This window comes from Dryocola sp. LX212, assembly GCA_041504365.1.
Lineage (GTDB): Bacteria > Pseudomonadota > Gammaproteobacteria > Enterobacterales > Enterobacteriaceae > Dryocola.
The window spans coordinates 3,092,211-3,108,410 of record CP167917.1; the positions used below are offsets into that span (position 1 = coordinate 3,092,211).

Annotated in this window: 11 protein-coding genes; 5 read left to right on the plus strand and 6 right to left on the minus strand. The window is 55.3% G+C overall.

The annotated features are described in order from the left end of the window. Positions 1–146 precede the first annotated feature (146 nt). The 3 genes from yeiB to ACA108_15025 form a co-directional block, all read right to left on the minus strand. Entirely contained in the window at positions 147–1,304 is a 1,158-nt protein-coding gene (yeiB, locus tag ACA108_15015) for a DUF418 domain-containing protein YeiB (GenBank protein ID XEX94683.1), read from the minus strand. Positions 1,305–1,324: 20 nt separating this feature from the next. Beyond that, positions 1,325–1,990, minus strand: coding sequence for a GTP cyclohydrolase I FolE (gene folE, locus ACA108_15020; GenBank protein XEX94684.1), 666 nt, complete (start codon positions 1,988–1,990; stop codon positions 1,325–1,327). 116 nt (positions 1,991–2,106) lie between these two features. After that, positions 2,107–3,231: a YbfB/YjiJ family MFS transporter gene (locus ACA108_15025; protein ID XEX98124.1), complete on the minus strand. Its 1,125-nt coding sequence runs from the start codon at positions 3,229–3,231 to the stop codon at positions 2,107–2,109. 107 nt (positions 3,232–3,338) lie between these two features. Between ACA108_15025 and fghA the strand changes: the two genes are divergently transcribed. Then, positions 3,339–4,169 (plus strand): S-formylglutathione hydrolase, encoded by an 831-nt coding sequence (fghA, locus tag ACA108_15030; GenBank protein ID XEX94685.1) that lies wholly within the window; start codon positions 3,339–3,341, stop codon positions 4,167–4,169. 330 nt (positions 4,170–4,499) lie between these two features. On the opposite strand, the gene ACA108_15035 is transcribed toward fghA, so the two are convergent. Together ACA108_15035 and cirA are read right to left on the minus strand one after the other, a co-directional pair. Next, positions 4,500–5,162, minus strand: a complete 663-nt coding sequence (locus ACA108_15035; protein ID XEX94686.1) for a hypothetical protein — start codon at positions 5,160–5,162, stop codon at positions 4,500–4,502. A gap of 662 nt (positions 5,163–5,824) precedes the next feature. Continuing rightward, entirely contained in the window at positions 5,825–7,807 is a 1,983-nt protein-coding gene (cirA, locus tag ACA108_15040; protein ID XEX94687.1) for a catecholate siderophore receptor CirA, read from the minus strand. Positions 7,808–8,184: 377 nt separating this feature from the next. Between cirA and ACA108_15045 the strand changes: the two genes are divergently transcribed. The 4 genes from ACA108_15045 to ACA108_15060 all read left to right on the plus strand — a co-directional run bounded on the left by ACA108_15045 (position 8,185) and on the right by ACA108_15060 (position 14,356). Continuing rightward, positions 8,185–10,830 carry a T6SS effector BTH_I2691 family protein gene (locus ACA108_15045; protein ID XEX94688.1) on the plus strand — a complete coding sequence of 882 codons (2,646 nt, stop codon included), beginning with the start codon at positions 8,185–8,187 and terminating at the stop codon, positions 10,828–10,830. Continuing rightward, on the plus strand, positions 10,823–11,914 hold the full coding sequence (locus tag ACA108_15050; GenBank protein ID XEX94689.1) for a DUF6708 domain-containing protein: 1,092 nt from the start codon (positions 10,823–10,825) through the stop codon (positions 11,912–11,914). The genes ACA108_15045 and ACA108_15050 overlap by 8 nt, the downstream gene beginning before the upstream one ends. Positions 11,915–12,177: 263 nt before the next feature. Then, positions 12,178–13,149: a DUF6708 domain-containing protein gene (locus ACA108_15055; GenBank protein ID XEX94690.1), complete on the plus strand. Its 972-nt coding sequence runs from the start codon at positions 12,178–12,180 to the stop codon at positions 13,147–13,149. A gap of 118 nt (positions 13,150–13,267) precedes the next feature. Further along, the gene (locus ACA108_15060) at positions 13,268–14,356 is read left to right on the plus strand and encodes a DUF6708 domain-containing protein (protein ID XEX94691.1); all 1,089 of its coding nucleotides are present in this window, start codon (positions 13,268–13,270) and stop codon (positions 14,354–14,356) included. 193 nt (positions 14,357–14,549) lie between these two features. Here the strand turns inward: ACA108_15060 and ACA108_15065 are convergent, their stop codons facing one another. After that, positions 14,550–16,019 (minus strand): amino acid permease, encoded by a 1,470-nt coding sequence (locus tag ACA108_15065; GenBank protein ID XEX94692.1) that lies wholly within the window; start codon positions 16,017–16,019, stop codon positions 14,550–14,552. Between the last annotated feature and the right edge of the window lie 181 nt (positions 16,020–16,200).

The window sequence follows — 16,200 nt, forward strand, 5'->3', positions numbered from 1 at the left end:
GTGCGGATGATGTGTCGGTTTCATAGCGGAACCCTGTATTTGGCAAGGTGGCTATTCTGGCAGCGAGTCGGGGCGGGTTTACGTGAAGAGGATCACACTCGTGAAAACGGTTACATACAATTCGTTAACCTTTGTGATGCAAGTCATTATCTTGCGGAAGGCTTTAATGAAACACCCGCAGCACGTGCGGTTAACTGACGCCACAGCCACTCCACCGGTCCCTGACGGAAGCGGCGCAGCCACAGAACGGAGAAGAGAATATTGACCGCCCAGACGGCAGGCACCAGGGCCAGCAGCTGCAGGCGGTCGAATTTCATAAACAGGTCGAAGCGGTAGAATAATGTCGTGCAGATAAGCGTTTGCAGCAGATAGTTAGACAGGGCCATGCGGCCAACGCAGGTGATTGCCGCTGCCAGACGCAGCTTAGACAGCCACGGCCAGAAGCCGAAGGCCAGCGCGGCATAGCCAGCCGTCTGAAAGGGCGCGCTCAGCTCGCGGGGGGCCTGAAGAATAAATGCGCACCAGCGATAGCTCCAGTCAAGGTGCCACTGAGCGTAAATCCCCGGCAGGTTTATCGCCATACCCACCGCAACCAGCCAGAATCCCGTACGGCGATAGTGCTGCAAACTGTACTGCCCTTTAAGCCAGCCACTGCGCATCAGCGCGCCGCCGAGCAGCATCATGCCTGCCAGCTGCCAGCCGTACTGCGCGCCCAGCGCCAGCAGGTTCGAAGAAAGCAGGTCGGAGCGATTGCTGATGGCCTCCACGCCGCCGTTCAGCTTCCAGAACGCTTCATACTGGATGTTCGCAGCGTCCGGTAGCCAGGAACGGTTGGGCGCGTTGCCTGATATAAAGCCCAGCAGCAGCAGCACGCCGACCCCAATAAGATAAAGCAGCGCCCCGGTATTAAAGAGCTGCTTCGTCGTCGGCGCGTCGCGGATCATCCGCCAGCAGATTAGCCCCACAAGCCCGTAGGCCAGCAGAATATCGCCGTCCCACAGCAGCAAAGCGTGCATAAAACCGAGCAGGACGAGCAGCGTCAGGCGTGACTGGATCCAGCGCTTGCCGCGATGTAACAACATCTGCAGCCCTGCGCCAAACAACAAAGCAAATAGGGTGAGGAATTTAACCTGCGCGAACAGATCGAGCACGGCCCATGTCCAGGCATCGCTCAGGGAAACGGAGCCGGACCAGGCGGGATTGATATACGCCGCCTTTGGCAGGCCGAAGGCGACGATATTCAGCAGCAGAATACCCAGGATGGCGACGCCACGAATAAAATCCAGCGTGACATTTCTTTCCATGGTCCCTGCCCGTTTAACAGTTAGCTATGACGAACGGCGCGCAGGAACTCCTGGCGTGTGTTCTGGCTGGATTTAAACAGCCCGCCCAGCGAGGTGGTGGTGGTGGCGCTGGTCGCGTCCTGCACCCCACGAGCCTTCACACAATAATGGACTGCATCAATAGACACCGCCACATTATTGGTGCCAAGCAGGGTTTGCAGAGCAATCAGGATCTGCTGGGTTAAGCGCTCCTGAACCTGCGGGCGCTGGGCGAAGAACTGCACGATGCGGTTAATCTTCGACAGGCCAATAACCGTCTCTTTCGGGATGTACGCCACGGTGGCCTTCCCGTCGATGGTCACGAAGTGGTGTTCGCAGGTGCTGGTCAGCGTGATGTCACGAACCGTCACCATCTCATCGACCTTCATCTTATTTTCAATGACGGTGATTTTCGGGAAGTTCGCGTAATCCAGGCCGGAGAAAATCTCATCGACATACATTTTGGCGATGCGGTGCGGCGTCTCCATCAGGCTGTCGTCGCTCAGATCCAGATTCAGCAAATGCATGATTTCCGTCATATGTCCGGCAATCTCGCGCTTGCGGGTTTCGTTATCCATTTCACGAACCGGGGGACGCAGCGGCGTTTCCAGCCCGCGCGCAACGAGGGCCTCGTGAACGAGAGCGGCTTCGTGACTTAATGATGGCATGTCGTTTTCTCCTGCAGGTGTGGCTGACCTCTGCCCTACGTGGGACAAAGTGTGCGCTCATTGTGCGTGAGCGCGCTCGCATAATCCAGTGGCGGCGGGGATAATTATTGAAATCGTCAATACCTTTTCCAGACCAGCGCGCCGCCGATAAGTAATGCTACCCCGGCGACATACAGCGCCGGTTCCAGTTGATGCGTTAAAGCCGTTGATAATGCGGATAATGCAGGGCCGATAAGCTGGCCGACGGCATAGCCCGTTGTCAGCAACCCGGCCAGGTACCTCGTGTGTTGCGGTGCCATTTCGCGGCCATACTGCAGCGAAAGCTGCACCGCACAAAGGAAGCCGCCGCCGACCAGCACGGCTCCCAATACCAGGCCCGTCATGCCGGGCACTAAATCAGAGGCGAAGACCCCGACCGCCTGCAGCCAAAGCACCAAAGCCAGACGCTGATTGCTGTGCAGCAGATGGCGCGTGGCAATGCCGATGGCGATGCCCACCACCGCTGCCCCGCCGAAAATCGGCCAGGCAAACTGGGCAAAAACGCTGGCCGGGAAGCGGGCCGCCGCCATCTGCGACAGGAAAGTAGCGGGCAGAATATAGCCGAAACCGGCGAGGCTGTAGCTCCAGACCAGACGTTTAAGCGGCGCGTTCAGCACCAGCGGCTCCGGCGCAGTATCTGGACGGTGCAGCTCCCCTTTCCGAGGCAGATTGCGTGCAATAAGAAGCACCAGGGCAAGCGCCAGAACGCCATACACCAGCCAGGCCTCCCGGGCGGTCAGATTCAGGCTATGAATCCCCGTAGCCAGCAGGCCGCTGATGAAAATCCCGGCCCCCGGCCCGGCGAAAACCGCGGCGCTTAAGCCCGGCTTGCCCAGCCGCGCCAGCTGTTCATTGCTCCAGGCGGCCACCAGCACCATTGCCCAGCCGCTTGCCCAGCCAACCAGAAAGCGTATCACCCCGTGCCAGAGCGCGGAATCGACGGTGGCAGAAAGCAGCGTCAGAAGAGCAGCTCCCCACACCCCAGCCATCAGGCGGAGCTCTATGCGGCGATGCGCGCGCATGGCATCCCACGCGCCGACCAGATAACCTAAATAGTTGATTGCGGCGACCAGGCCCGCGCTGGTTAAGGTAAGCTGGCCCTCTGACATCATCAGCGGCACCTGCGGGGTGAAGGCAAAGCGGCCTATGCCCATCGCTACCACCAGCACCAGAAAACCCGTTAACGCGATACGTGCCGCCACACCGACCTCAATTGTTACAATACCGTTGTCAGCATGATGCAGCATAGCTAGACTGGGTTGAAGTGAAAATTGTTCAACGATACTGAATATAATTAAGGAACCTCTGGATGGAACTCCTCGAAGAACATCGCTGTTTTGACGGCTGGCAGCAGCGCTGGCGCCATGATTCGGCGCTACTCAACTGCCCCATGACGTTCAGTATTTTTCTGCCGCCGCCGCGCACCACGCCCCCTCCCGTCCTCTACTGGCTTTCGGGCCTGACCTGCAACGATGAAAACTTCACCACCAAGGCAGGCGCACAGCGCGTGGCGGCAGAGCTGGGGATCGTGCTTGTCATGCCGGACACCAGCCCACGCGGCGACGGCGTACCGAACAACGACAGCTACGACCTGGGCCAGGGCGCAAGCTTCTACCTGAACGCCAGCGAACAGCCGTGGGCGAAGCATTTCCGCATGTATGATTATATTTGTGACGAGCTGCCCGCGCTGATCGCCGACAACTTCAGCATCAGCGAAAAGGCCTCCATCTTCGGCCATTCCATGGGCGGACACGGCGCGTTAAGCATCGCGTTAAAAAATCCGGGCCGCTTCCGTTCCGTTTCCGCGTTCGCGCCTATCGTCAACCCAACCCGTGTGCCGTGGGGCCAAAAGGCGTTTGCAGCCTATCTGGGCAATGAGGAAAGCGAGTGGCAGAAGTGGGACAGCTGCTGCCTGCTGATGGCGGCGGATCAGGCGGATGCGATCCCGACCTTAATCGATCAGGGTGATGCGGATCAGTTCCTGGCGGATCAGCTGCAGCCCGCCCAGCTTGCCGAAGTAGCAAGACAAAAAAACTGGCCGTTAACCCTGCGCGTTCAGCCGGGCTACGATCATAGCTACTATTTTATTGCTTCTTTCGTGGAGGACCATTTACGGTTCCACGCGGAGCATCTGGCTTAGCATCACGGACACAACCCTTAAAGTTGCGACCGCTTTGGATATCATGAAGGCCATCGGTGCCTTCATTTAAAAATACATGTTCTAATAACTGGAGGCATTACCCTATTAAGCTACGCGAAATCTGAGCGTTATATCGCTGATATAAGGTAAGTTTTTAAAGTTCATTTCCGGGAGGCATTTTGGATATGTTTCGAAAATATTTTTAGTATTTTAAATCAATACATTATAACTCAATAATATGCCCCGGAAGCAGATATCAGGCTCGCATAACCAGCGGCAACAAATCAGCCGGCGTAAACCCCTACGCTAGCTGATTCCGCATTTTATATCCTACGCCTTTCTCATCGACTGACGGTACTGCAGCGCCAGCATCGCCTCGGAAAAGGTGTTTTTGTACTGCACTTCCTGCTTCATAAAATCAAACGAAATCATCAGCAGGCCGAGTATAAACGGTGTCTCATACAGCTCTTCCGTCAGATCCTGATACTTTTCGCTATGCAGGAACAACGGCGCCAGCAGGCGGTGATGTTCTACCGTGTCCGCTAATAAAAATGTAGCTACGACCAGCAGGCAGGTCCAGACGGGCAGACTGAGCTTATTCAGCCGCAGCGCTATCTCTTTTCGCAGCTGTTTTGAAACGATGACGGAGAGCACCAGACCGCCAATCAGCAGCACCGAAATGCTTCTGAACACAATGTGCGGCAGGTGGGGAAAGTAATCGCGTCCCCAGCTGGTGCTGCGCCCAAGCAGTACGACCCACCACAGGGCAGACCATAGCCAGAATTTCTTAGCCCCTTCCGGAAGTTCAAACGGCTTCATGTAGCTAAAGGTAAGAACCGCCCCCAGCAGCAGCAGAACGGCCTGTGAATTTTCAATCCAGGTAACCGTGCGACCATACAGCAGAGGAATATGCATATTTGCGGCGAAAGGGATTATGCAGGAGAAGAGTGCCAGTAGTGCGGTTGCAGGTGAAAGCGTGGTGTTTATTTTCATAATAAGTGATGCCCGTGAAGAAATACGAGGCAAGTATGCAACAAATATTAAGATAACATTAAGCCATAAGTGTTCTGCTTCATTAAACCCCTAATATTATCACGATAATTTCATTTAAAAAAAACACCAAAGAAGAGCCAAAGAAAATGCAACCACATAATTGTTTAAAATTAAACATCATCCCATCCCAATTAACATTCACTTACAGAACCTGAATGTGACCTTTAACTTCTAGTTCGATCATAAAAAACACCCACGCACTTAACTAAATTAGAAAGGAAATATTATGATCAAGATGTTTAATATTCTGGCAGGGCCTTGTTGAAAAAATCGAACCTTTGCTGAATGGCCGGATAAAGTCACCCATGATCCTGGCAACGCAGGCAATCCCGTGACAACGCAGACGTTCCGAACTACCGACTGGCGTATTTACAACAAAGCCATTATCAGCCTTGGCTCCGTCACCTTCTGGCTTGACGACGCAGCCATTGCGCCATGGTATGAATATCATCTACACGGACCTGTCGCTGAACAAGATAAGGTAGATGAATATCGGACAGGCGTTAAAGGCTCTGGGAAAGGGCTCCAGTAATATGGTCATGCATGACTGACCATATTACTGGGGAGCACTCAGCCCCAATGGGGGAGGCTCGGGGAAAAACTCAGAACGAGTAATCCACCGCCGCGAAGTAACGACGGCCATCTTCGTTATAGCTGTAGTCGTCGCGGTTCAGATCTTTATCCAGCAGGTTCAGCACGCCAGCGCGAAGCTTGACGTTTTTCGTCGCTTTCCACGCCGCGCCGGTATTCCAGATAACGTAGCCGCCAGGCGTTGCAGCATTCTGGGTTAACGCTCGCTTCTCGCCGGTGTAGTTAGCCGAAACGTAGAATGACCAGTCATCCACCGGTACCCAGTCAACGGTTCCGTTGGCGGTATGGAATCCCATGTTTTGCAGGGGCTTGTTACCGCCGTCGCTGAGATCGCGCCCGTCGTTATAGGTGTAGTTCAGCGTCAGCTTCCACTGGTCGCTGAACGGCACTTTCACTTCGGTTTCCACGCCGCGAATACGCGCCTTGTTGACGTTGTAGTATTTAAAGATCGGATTGCCGTTGCTGTCGAAACCAACAAAGTTCGGATAGGTCGGCGCTTCCGTTCTGCTGGCGGTACGGTTGATGCCAATCATATCGTCGACGTTGTTCTGGAAGGCGGTCACGCTGCCCGTTACGCCATCTAAGATCCCTTCATCACCGGCAAAGTACAGGCCCAGCTCGAAGCTTTCGCTGGTTTCCGGCTTCAGATCCGGGCTACCGATAATCTTACAGCTTCCGCGACAGGAGTTGCTGCTCCAGTCCGGGCTGAGCTGCAATAAGGAAGGCGCTTTAAACGCCGTCGCCCAGCCGCCTTTTACCGTGACGGTGTCGGTCGCGCTATAGACCAGGTACGCACGCGGACTCCAGTGGTCACCATAGGTTTCGTGGTCGTCCATACGCACGCCGGTTGTCAATGACAGAGGCTCGAAGATGCGCCATTCGTCTTCCACAAACAGGGCGTACTGGCTGGCGGAGGTGGCGGAACTGCTGCCGCCGGTCAGGTTAACCGGGTCGGTCAGCTTGTCGTGACGCCACTCGCCGCCGAAGGTCAGCAGCTGATTGATTTCGCCCAGCGGCAGGGTAAGTTTGCCGTCAACGCTGTTGTTGCGGGCGGTAATAGGATCGCTGTTGCCCGGATTCAGGTTATCCACTTTATCACCGTAGAAGCGCAGTTCGGTGTTGCCGTAGTCCCAGCGGCCATTGTGAGAAAGGGAGTAGTCCTGGCGCTCCATGCGGTTTTTGTCCAGCGAGTCGGAATCGCGGTCCTGGCGGTCAAAGCCGTAGCCAAAAAGAACCTCCTGATTATCCGTTGGCGTCAGCGTAAATTCCGTGCTGGCGCCGCGCGTAGTGTAACCTTCGATACGCGGTGTTTCGCCAGAAGCGGCCGTATCGGACGGCTCCTGCTTATCTTTTTCGCGCTTGCCGAGGTTGCCGTACACTTTTACGCCCAGCAGGTCGTCAATCAGCGGCCCGCTGGTAAAGAAGTTGCCGTTATAGGCATCACCGCGATCGCGGTTTTCCTGAATGGTTGAATCCAGAGAGACTGTGCCGTGCCACGCCTTGCCCACTTTGCGGGTGATGATATTCACCACGCCGCCCAGCGCATCGGAACCGTACAGGGAAGACATCGGGCCGCGCACCACTTCGATACGCTCAATGGCATCCACCGGGATCCAGTTGAGGTCGAAGTCGTTGTGGCGGAAGACGGCGTTGCGGGAGTTGACGCGCTTGCCGTCCACCAGAATCAGCGTGTAGCTGCTGCTCAGACCGCGAATGCTGACGCCCTGGCGATTATCGCCCTCGTTGGTCAGCTGCACGCCGGGCACTTCCTGGAGCACGTCTTTCAGGTTCTGAATCGGTTTCTTTTGCAGGTCTTCCTGCGTGATCACGCTGATACTGGCGGGGGCATCTTTGAGGTTTTGTTCGGTCGCTGAAGCGGTCACAACCACGGTGTCTTCACGACTCTCTTCGCGCTCAACCGCAGCGGCTGGAAACGCAAACGTGATAACCGACGCGCAAAGTCCTCCCCGGACGATGGGATTCAACCTTACCATTCCTTTTCTCTCCATGAGGTAAATACAACAAAGTCTTACGTTGAATGCGCTCACATTCCTTGCTGCGCCATCCGCTACTTTGGCGGGCGGCTGCGGTCGTGCTAAAAAACTGCCGACACCATAAATTAAGTGATAATGATTATCAATTGAATTGTTAAAATTTACTACGGAGGAGGAAGTGATGGCGAGAGGGTTAAAAAAAAAGGGTGCGATAATCGCGCCCTTCCCTTTCTGAAAATCCTTTTGTATTCCTTTAAGGGAATTTTGGTTGCGGTCCGTACAGTGTATGATGGGCAAATAACCACCATAAAAACAGGGTGAAGGCTTTCCGCACAGCCGGATGGGTCTCCCTCTGACAGGAAAAGGAATTCTTCTTTATGAGCAACGATAAGGGCTGCACCTTCTGCCGGCGTTACGGTTTACCTGTTTTACCGGTTCGTCCGGCGGTCATGGAAAAAGGCGACCGGCTACCGGTACTCCCGGGTAGCATCACTGTGCCGGTGGTAGCGGAAGGCGGAGCGGGCTATACCGCCCGTCTGATGCGCCAGGGCTATCTCTATATTCTGGTAGAACGCTCACAGCGCTGGATTAACTATTACGCGACCGGCGACGGTTATTTTTACCCGCTGCCCGAAGACGGCAGCGTACCGCCGCGCGTGGCAAACGACGAGATGAAACCCTGTATCACCCAGCCGGCAGAGCTGGCCACCGCGTCGCTGGTGACTTTACCGGTAAAACCGGCGGGTATGCTCAACGGGGTGTACTGGTTTGCCTGGTCAGAAGAGCAGTGGACACCGGCGGTTCGCCAGCAGCATGAAGAGGTGACTTTCCGCCGCCGGTACATGCAGCCATTTGATATGGATGCGTGGCTTGCCAGCCACAGCGGACAGCAGGCGCTACCGTTCAGCCAGCTCAGCAGCGTGGCAGAGTACAGTCCAGGGCTGCGCAGCAGCACCCTTAAAAACTGGACACCGTCTCCCCTCAAAACGATCAACGGCCACTCCCCTACCGACCTGCAGCAGGCTGCCGATACCCTTAACGCCGGTAACGGCGTGATTCTGGTGCTTTCTGATCCGGTCGGGATAGCGACGGAGATTTCAGCGCTGGCACGTTACCGAATGCGGCAGGCCATTGCCATGGATCCGGCGCTGAGCCGGGGAATTGCGCTGCAGACCATGCTCGGCAGCGTTGAGCTGGCGATGCGTAATCATTTCTATCTGTCTGCGGAAACCGGCGATGCGCATGTTGAGCAGCGGATGCGCTACGGCTGGGACAGCCCGGCAGGACCGCATTTCCCGGCCCCGGTCGTGGCTGACCGGATGCACACGCTGAACGACGCAAGCCGGGCCGACCGGGTGGATGAGGCGTGGCAGAACGGCTATGAAAAATACATCGACCGGACACAGGAGCAGGCATTCAGCCAGACCCTGAAAGACTGGCTCACTGAGTACGATAACACGGTGGTGGTTCCCATTACTCGGATGTATCTGACCTGGATACAGGGGCCGGTGATGGCCGATTACTTTGTGCAGCATTTTGACCCGGCCTGTGCGCACAGCGGCGGGCGCTATATTCAGACGGTGGCAAAAATACTGGCCGGGATGAATGACAAAGGTGGGGTAATTACCCATATCGACCAGCAGCTGAATCAGGCCCCGCTGACCCCGGAAAACTTTTTGCAGCGGGCAGCATTTTTTAACCATGACGGGTGGATAGCTCAGGTGAATGCACAGCTGAAAACCGGCGGCCCGGACTGGTGGCTGGGGATGAGCTGGGACCGTCTGGCTGACGGGGCCAAAGAGTACAGCGGCAACTATGCCAGTGCCATTCTGACGGGGCTGGAAAAACTCAGCCTGCTGTGGTCTGAGGCGATGATGAAATCAGTGGACCTGATGGTGAAGGGCACGCCGGTACGCTTTGCCATCGGGATACTGGCGATGCAGGGCAAGGCGTTCTCTGCGGTCAGTGTGCAGCCGGGGACGAAAAACTTTGTCGGGGCGATGACCCGCGGAATGGCCAGGATGCTGGAAATGAGCGGGAAAAGCGGCGGTCAGCTGTACAGCGCAATGCGTAAGCTGGCCGAGCGGCTGGTGAAAGACCTGCCGGACAGCGCGGGTGGGCAGATACAGCTGCCGCGCATCCTGGATGTGGCGGCGGCGAAAGCGCTGGCGGCACTGCCGGTCAAAGAACGGCTGGCGAAGCTCAGTACGGCAATGCTCACGGAGGATGAGCTGGCGCGGATGCTGTTCCCGAACTCACTGAATTCATCGGTGGCGAAGCTGAGCGGGATGAAACCCGGCACGCTGGCGACGGAGATGGCGGCAAAAGGCATGACGTTTGGCGGGACGGTGTTCTCGGCGTACTTCCAGTGGATGGTGCTGAGTTACGGTGTGAAAGAGAGCGGCCTGCCGGTTAAAGGGAAAGCGGCGACGGTGTTCGTGGCCAATGCCAGCATGGCGGTGGCGTCCACGGCGGAGGCGCTGAAGCTGGCGATGACGCCGCTGATGTCGTTGGAGCTGCCTTCGACCTTATCGGTAATCAGGAACGGTATGATGAAGGTTGTCGGAGCAGGGTTTTGGGGGCTATTAGGGTATGGCGGTGGACTGGTTTATACCTTTGTAGAGTTTGGGAATGGGGGGATAGATCTTTACAGTGGAAAAATGGGCACAGGTATTGCGCATCTGATTAATGCTCTCGGTGTTGGGATGATGACCGTGGGAGGGGGCAGCAGGATAACAATCGCGCTCATCTCCATTTTTGGGGTGTCGGATGCCGTTTTGGCGAGTTCTGTGGCGGCGTTCTTCCTGGGGCCGGCGGGGATATTTGTCGGAATGCTGCTGGTTCTGGGGGCCGGAGCCTGGCTGCTAAGCCATACCCGGAACGATATACAGAACTGGCTGCTCAGCACGCAGTGGCGGCGGGTACCGCCGGGCGAGAGTGATATCCCGGCTATCTATCCGAATGCACGTATGGAAAAGGACGGCTATATGGCCCTGAACGCACAGGGAGGGAAACATGTTTAATCCTTTTAAGCGACTCCCTGTCGACCCGTCAAAGCGGTTCTATACGGGTTTTCGTCGGCTGAGTGATAAAAATGTCTCACGGATTTATTCGCAGAAAACAGGCGATCCGGATGTTCCAAGTGTATCCGGGTTTGACAGCGTGGTGCGACTGAACTCGACCTATCTGGAGCTGGTTGATCGGTCTTACAACTGGCGCGGGACGTGGACGCTGGCCGGGGTAATCTTTTTTTGCATGATTTTTGGTTCTTTTTGTTACAGCTTCATCGAAGTGATGATGGGATGGGATGGGTTCAGTTTTGGTATCTGGTTTGGAACCGTTTTAATCTGGGCTATCACATTACCTCTCTCTTTACTCACATACCGAATGATGACCTCTGAGGTATTTTTCAGTACCTACTACCCGATCCGCTTTAACCGTAAAAACGGCATGGTGTATGTGTATCAGTCCGGTGGAACGGTGCTGTCCGTTCCGTGGCGGGATATCCACTTTGTCCTGACTTCAGCAAAGATGCCATTATCAACACAATGGACCATTGTGGGATGCCTTACGGGGGATGACGGGGACACTGTCACGGGGGCCATTCCTCTCCCGATCGATTTGAACTGGGATCCCGAAGACCTGACCATGTACTGGGAGTTTATCCGCTGCTATATGGAGGAGAGCGATGAGTATCTCCCGGATCTGGTCGATACCATTCCCTGGTGTCCCCCAGTTGAAAAACAGAAGGAAGGCTGGTTGTTCGGGCTGCTCTATCTCAGTAAACAGTTGTTCGGGCGGCTTGGTCTGCTGGTGAATGCACTGCAGTTGCCTATTTTCTTCGTACTCAGTTTTCCACGCTGGCTGGTGATGGCGACCAGTAAAATTCCGGTGTGGCCGGCGGAGGTGGTCGCGGCCTGTCAGCCGGCTGCAGACGATCCGGTCAACAAAGGAGCGGAACATAACCCCCCGCAGGTCTGGCGGCCAATGCTGGGGTTGCAGGGAAAAGCGCGCTATGCACAAAGCTTTGCAAGGGAACGCGTGGCAATGGACCGGATCGTTTCCCGGCTGAAAGAAAAATACGGCAGGCAGGAGAAAACGGGTTGAGGGAATTTTTGTCAGGATGCGGCGGATTCCGCCAGACGAAGAAGATATCCCGGCTATCTATCCGAATGCACGTATGGAAAAGGACGGCTATATGGCCCTGAACGCACAGGGAGGGAAACATGTTTAATCCTTTTAAGCGATTCCCTGTCGACCCATCCTCAGGGCGGTTCTATAAGGGGTTTCTTCGTCTGAGTGATAAAGGGGGGCAGTTTGGATATAAAGGCGTTTCCCGGATTTATTCGCAGGAAAAAGGCGACCCGAATGTGAAAGGTATTTCTGGGTTTGACAGCGTGGTCCGGCTGAACTCGACCTATCTGGAGCTGGTTGATCGGTCCTACAACTGGCGCGGGACGTGGACGCTGGCCGGGGTAATCTTTTTTTGTATGTTCTTTGGTTTGTTTTGTTACGGCACCATCGGAGCGGTGCTGGGATGGGGGGGGTACAGTTTTGGCATCTGGTTTGCGGCTATTTTAACGTGGGTTATTACATTGCCGCTCTCTCTACTCACATACCGAATGATGACTTCTGAGGTGTTTTTCAGCACCTACTATCCGATCCGTTTTAACCGTAAAAATGGGATGGTGTATGTGTATCAGTCCGGCGGAACGGTGCTGTCCGTTCCGTGGCGGGATATCCACTTTGTCCTGACTTCAGTAAAGATGCGATTCTCAACGCAGTGGACCATTGTGGGGTGTACCACTGAAGAGGACGGGGACACGGTAGCGAAGGCGATCCCCCTTCCGATTGATTTGAGCCAGGGTCCTGAGGTCATACTCATGTACTGGGAATTTATCCGCTGTTATATGGAAGAGGGGGATGAGTATCTCCCGGACCTGGTGGATACCATTCCCTGGTGCCCGCCGGTGGAAAAACAGAAGGAAGGCTGGCTGTTCGGGCTGCTCTATCTCAGTAAGCAGCTGTTCGGGCGGCTTGGTTTGTTTGTGAATGCACTGCAGCTCCCCATTTTCTTCGTGATCAGCTTTCCGCGCTGGCTGGTGATGGCGACCAGTAAAATCCCGGTGTGGCCGGCGGAGGTGGTCGCGGCCTGTCAGCCGGCTGCAGACGATCCGGTCAACAAAGGGGCGGAACATAACCCTCCGCAGGTGTGGCGGCCAATGCTGGGATTGCAGGGAAAAGCGCGCTATGCACAAAGCTTTGCCAGGGAGCGCGGGGCGATGGACCGGATAGTTGCCCGCCTGAAAGAAAAATATGGCAGGCAGGAGAAAGCGGGTTGAAGGAATTTTGTCAGGATGCGGCGGGTACCGCCGGGTGAGAGTGATATCCCGGCTATTTATCCGAATGAACGCATGGAAAAGGACGGCTATATGGCCCTGAACCCACAGAGAGGTACGCATGTTTAATCTCTTTAAACGGCTGCCTGCAGATCCGTCAAAACAGTTCGATAAAATGTTTCTCCTCCTCAGTGATAAGCGTATTTCCAGGATTTATTCGCAGAAAACGGGTGACCCGGATGTGAAAGGAATTTCCGGGTTCGACAGCGTGGTGCGGCTGAACTCGACCTATCTGGAGCTGGTTGATCGGAATTACAGATGGCGCGGTACATGGACGTTGGCCGGGGCTTTCTTTTTTTGTCTGGTATTTATTGGCACCTTTCTCTCATTGATAGTTCACATGCTCTGGGAGGGCGGATATCCGCTTCAGACCTGGATATATTTGATTGTGATCTGGTGCTTAATATCACTTCCGCTCTCATGGGTAACATACCGAATTATGGCCTCTGAGGCATTTTTCAGTACCTACTATCCCATCCGCTTTAACCGTATAAACAGGATGGTGTATGTCTATCAGTCCGGTGGAACGGTGCTGTCCGTTCCATGGCGGGATATTCACTTTGTTCTGACCGGTGGAAAGGTATTCACAGCCACGGAATGGACCATTGTGGGCTGTATCACAGAGGATGATGGTGATGCAGTCATCGGGACATTTCCTCTTCCAATCAATTTAGACTGGGATCCCGAAGACCTGACCATGTACTGGGAGTTTATCCGCTGCTATATGGAAGAGAGGGATGAGTATCTCCCGGATCTGGTGGATACCATTCCCTGGTGCCCGCCGGTGGAAAAACAGAAGGAAGGCTGGTTGTTCGGGCTATTCTACCTCAGTAAGCAATACGGGCGGCTTGGTCTGCTGGTGAATGCGCTGCAGCTTCCCATTTTCTTCGTGATCAGCTTTCCGCGCTGGCTGGTGATGGCGACCAGTAAAATTCCGGTGTGGCCGGCGGAGGTGGTCGCGGCCTGTCAGCCGGCTGCAGACGATCCGGTCAACAAAGGGGCGGAACATAACCCTCCGCAGGTGTGGCGGCCAATGCTGGGATTGCAAGGAAAAGCGCGCTATGCACAAAGCTTTGCCAGGGAGCGCGGGGCAATGGACCGGATAGTTGCCCGCCTGAAAGAAAAATACGGAAAGCCAGGGGAGCATTGACTGACGTTACGCCCGATCAATAACCGAAAAGGATCTCTTTAAGTTCTTTTTTATGTTGTGAAGCCGACGCCTTGAGCAACCATTTAAGCCTGACTTTTCCGTAGGCCGGATAAGCGCAGCGTCATCCGGCACAATGGTCATCCTACATAAAAACTAAGTGCGCGATAATCGCGCACTTTTCCACCTGTAAAGCTTATTTCTTAATGCTAGCCGGGAAGGTCATTTCGCTGTACTTCACGAAACGCGTGCCCTTCGTGATCCTGTAGCCGAACCAGATGGCCAGGAACAGCGGGATGCCGATATAGGTCGCCATGACGCCGCCCCAGTCGATGGTATCGGCCAGGAATGCTTCGTAGTTCTGGCCCAGCGTGATGATCAGGCACAGCACGAAGGCGAACATTGGCCCCAGCGGGAAGAAGCCGGAGACGTACGGCAGATCTTTAATGTCGTAGCCCTGCTTCACGTAGCCGCGACGGAAACGGTAGTGGCTGATGGCAATGCCCAGCCAGGCAATGAACCCGGTCATCCCCGAGGTGTTAAGCAGCCACAGGTAAACGGTCTGGTTGCCGAACATGGAGGTCAGGAAGCACAGCGCGGCAATCACGGTGGTTGCATAGAGCGCGTTACGCGGTACGCCGCCTTTAGAAAGCTTAGAGAAGATACGCGGCGCTTTGCCATCGCACGCCAGGGTGTAAAGCATACGGGTGGACGCATACATGCCGGAGTTGCCCGCAGACAGCACCGCGGTCAGGATCACGGCGTTCATGATTGCCGCCGCTGACAGCAGGCCAGCGTGCTGGAACACCAGAGTGAACGGGCTGACGCCGATGTCTTTCACGTCGTTACGCAGCAGGCTCGGATCGGTATAAGGAATGATCAGGCTGATAATCAGGATGGCGAACACGTAGAACAGCAGGATACGCCAGAATACCTGACGCACCGCGCGGGGAATGTTCTTGCCGGGATCTTCAGACTCGCCCGCGGCAATACCAATCAGCTCGGTACCCTGGAAGGAGAAGCCGACTATCATCGCCACGCCAATCATCGCCGAGAAGCCGCCCGCGAACGGCGCATCGCCAATCGACCAGTTGCTCCAGCCCGCAGGTTGCTCGCCTTTGAAAATGCCGAAGATCATCAGCACGCCGACCACAATAAAGATGATGACGGTGGTCACTTTAATCAGTGAGAACCAGTATTCCGCTTCGCCAAAGCCTTTTACGGAGATGTAGTTGAGCAGGAACATGATGCCGAGGAACAGCGCGCTCCAGATCCAGCCAGGGGTGTCCGGGAACCAGTAGTTCATCACCAGCTGTGAGGCCACGAGGTCAACGGCGATGGTCACCGCCCAGTTGTACCAGTAGTTCCAGCCCAGCGCGAAGCCGAAGCCTTCTTCTACGTACTGCTGACCATAGGTCGCAAAGGAGCCGGAGACCGGCATATACGCAGCCAGTTCGCCCAGGCTGGTCATCAGGAAGTAGACCATCAGGCCGATCAGCATGTAGGACAACAGCGCGCCGCCGGGGCCCGCCTGAGAAATGGTCGCCCCAGAGGCGACAAAAAGCCCCGTGCCGATGGAGCCGCCAATGGCGATCATCGTCAGGTGGCGCGCTTTTAGCTCACGACGTAAGCCAGGCGCTTGTGTGGTTTTATCTTGAGAAACCATAGAATATTGCGGTCCATCCAAAAAATGAGGCGAGATTGTAGCAAAACAACCCGCGACATATAGCGTAAATGACGGGTTATAAGAGAGCTTCATGATCGACGGCGGATTATAAGTAAAGCACTTATCGGTGGCTTTACCCGCATTTCTGGCTATCTTTTAGACAGCGGCCTCGCGCGGCTTC

Bases quoted from the DNA above. Each gene is read 5' to 3' on its own strand.
- yeiB (XEX94683.1), bottom strand. From the start codon at position 1,304: ATGGAAAGAAATGTCACGCTGGATTTTATTCGTGGCGTCGCCATCCTG.
- ACA108_15065 (XEX94692.1), bottom strand. From the start codon at position 16,019: ATGGTTTCTCAAGATAAAACCACACAAGCGCCTGGCTTACGTCGTGAG.
- fghA (XEX94685.1), top strand. From the start codon at position 3,339: ATGGAACTCCTCGAAGAACATCGCTGTTTTGACGGCTGGCAGCAGCGC.
- cirA (XEX94687.1), bottom strand. From the start codon at position 7,807: ATGGTAAGGTTGAATCCCATCGTCCGGGGAGGACTTTGCGCGTCGGTT.
- ACA108_15060 (XEX94691.1), top strand. From the start codon at position 13,268: ATGTTTAATCTCTTTAAACGGCTGCCTGCAGATCCGTCAAAACAGTTC.
- ACA108_15035 (XEX94686.1), bottom strand. From the start codon at position 5,162: ATGAAAATAAACACCACGCTTTCACCTGCAACCGCACTACTGGCACTC.
- folE (XEX94684.1), bottom strand. From the start codon at position 1,990: ATGCCATCATTAAGTCACGAAGCCGCTCTCGTTCACGAGGCCCTCGTT.
- ACA108_15050 (XEX94689.1), top strand. From the start codon at position 10,823: ATGTTTAATCCTTTTAAGCGACTCCCTGTCGACCCGTCAAAGCGGTTC.
- ACA108_15045 (XEX94688.1), top strand. From the start codon at position 8,185: ATGAGCAACGATAAGGGCTGCACCTTCTGCCGGCGTTACGGTTTACCT.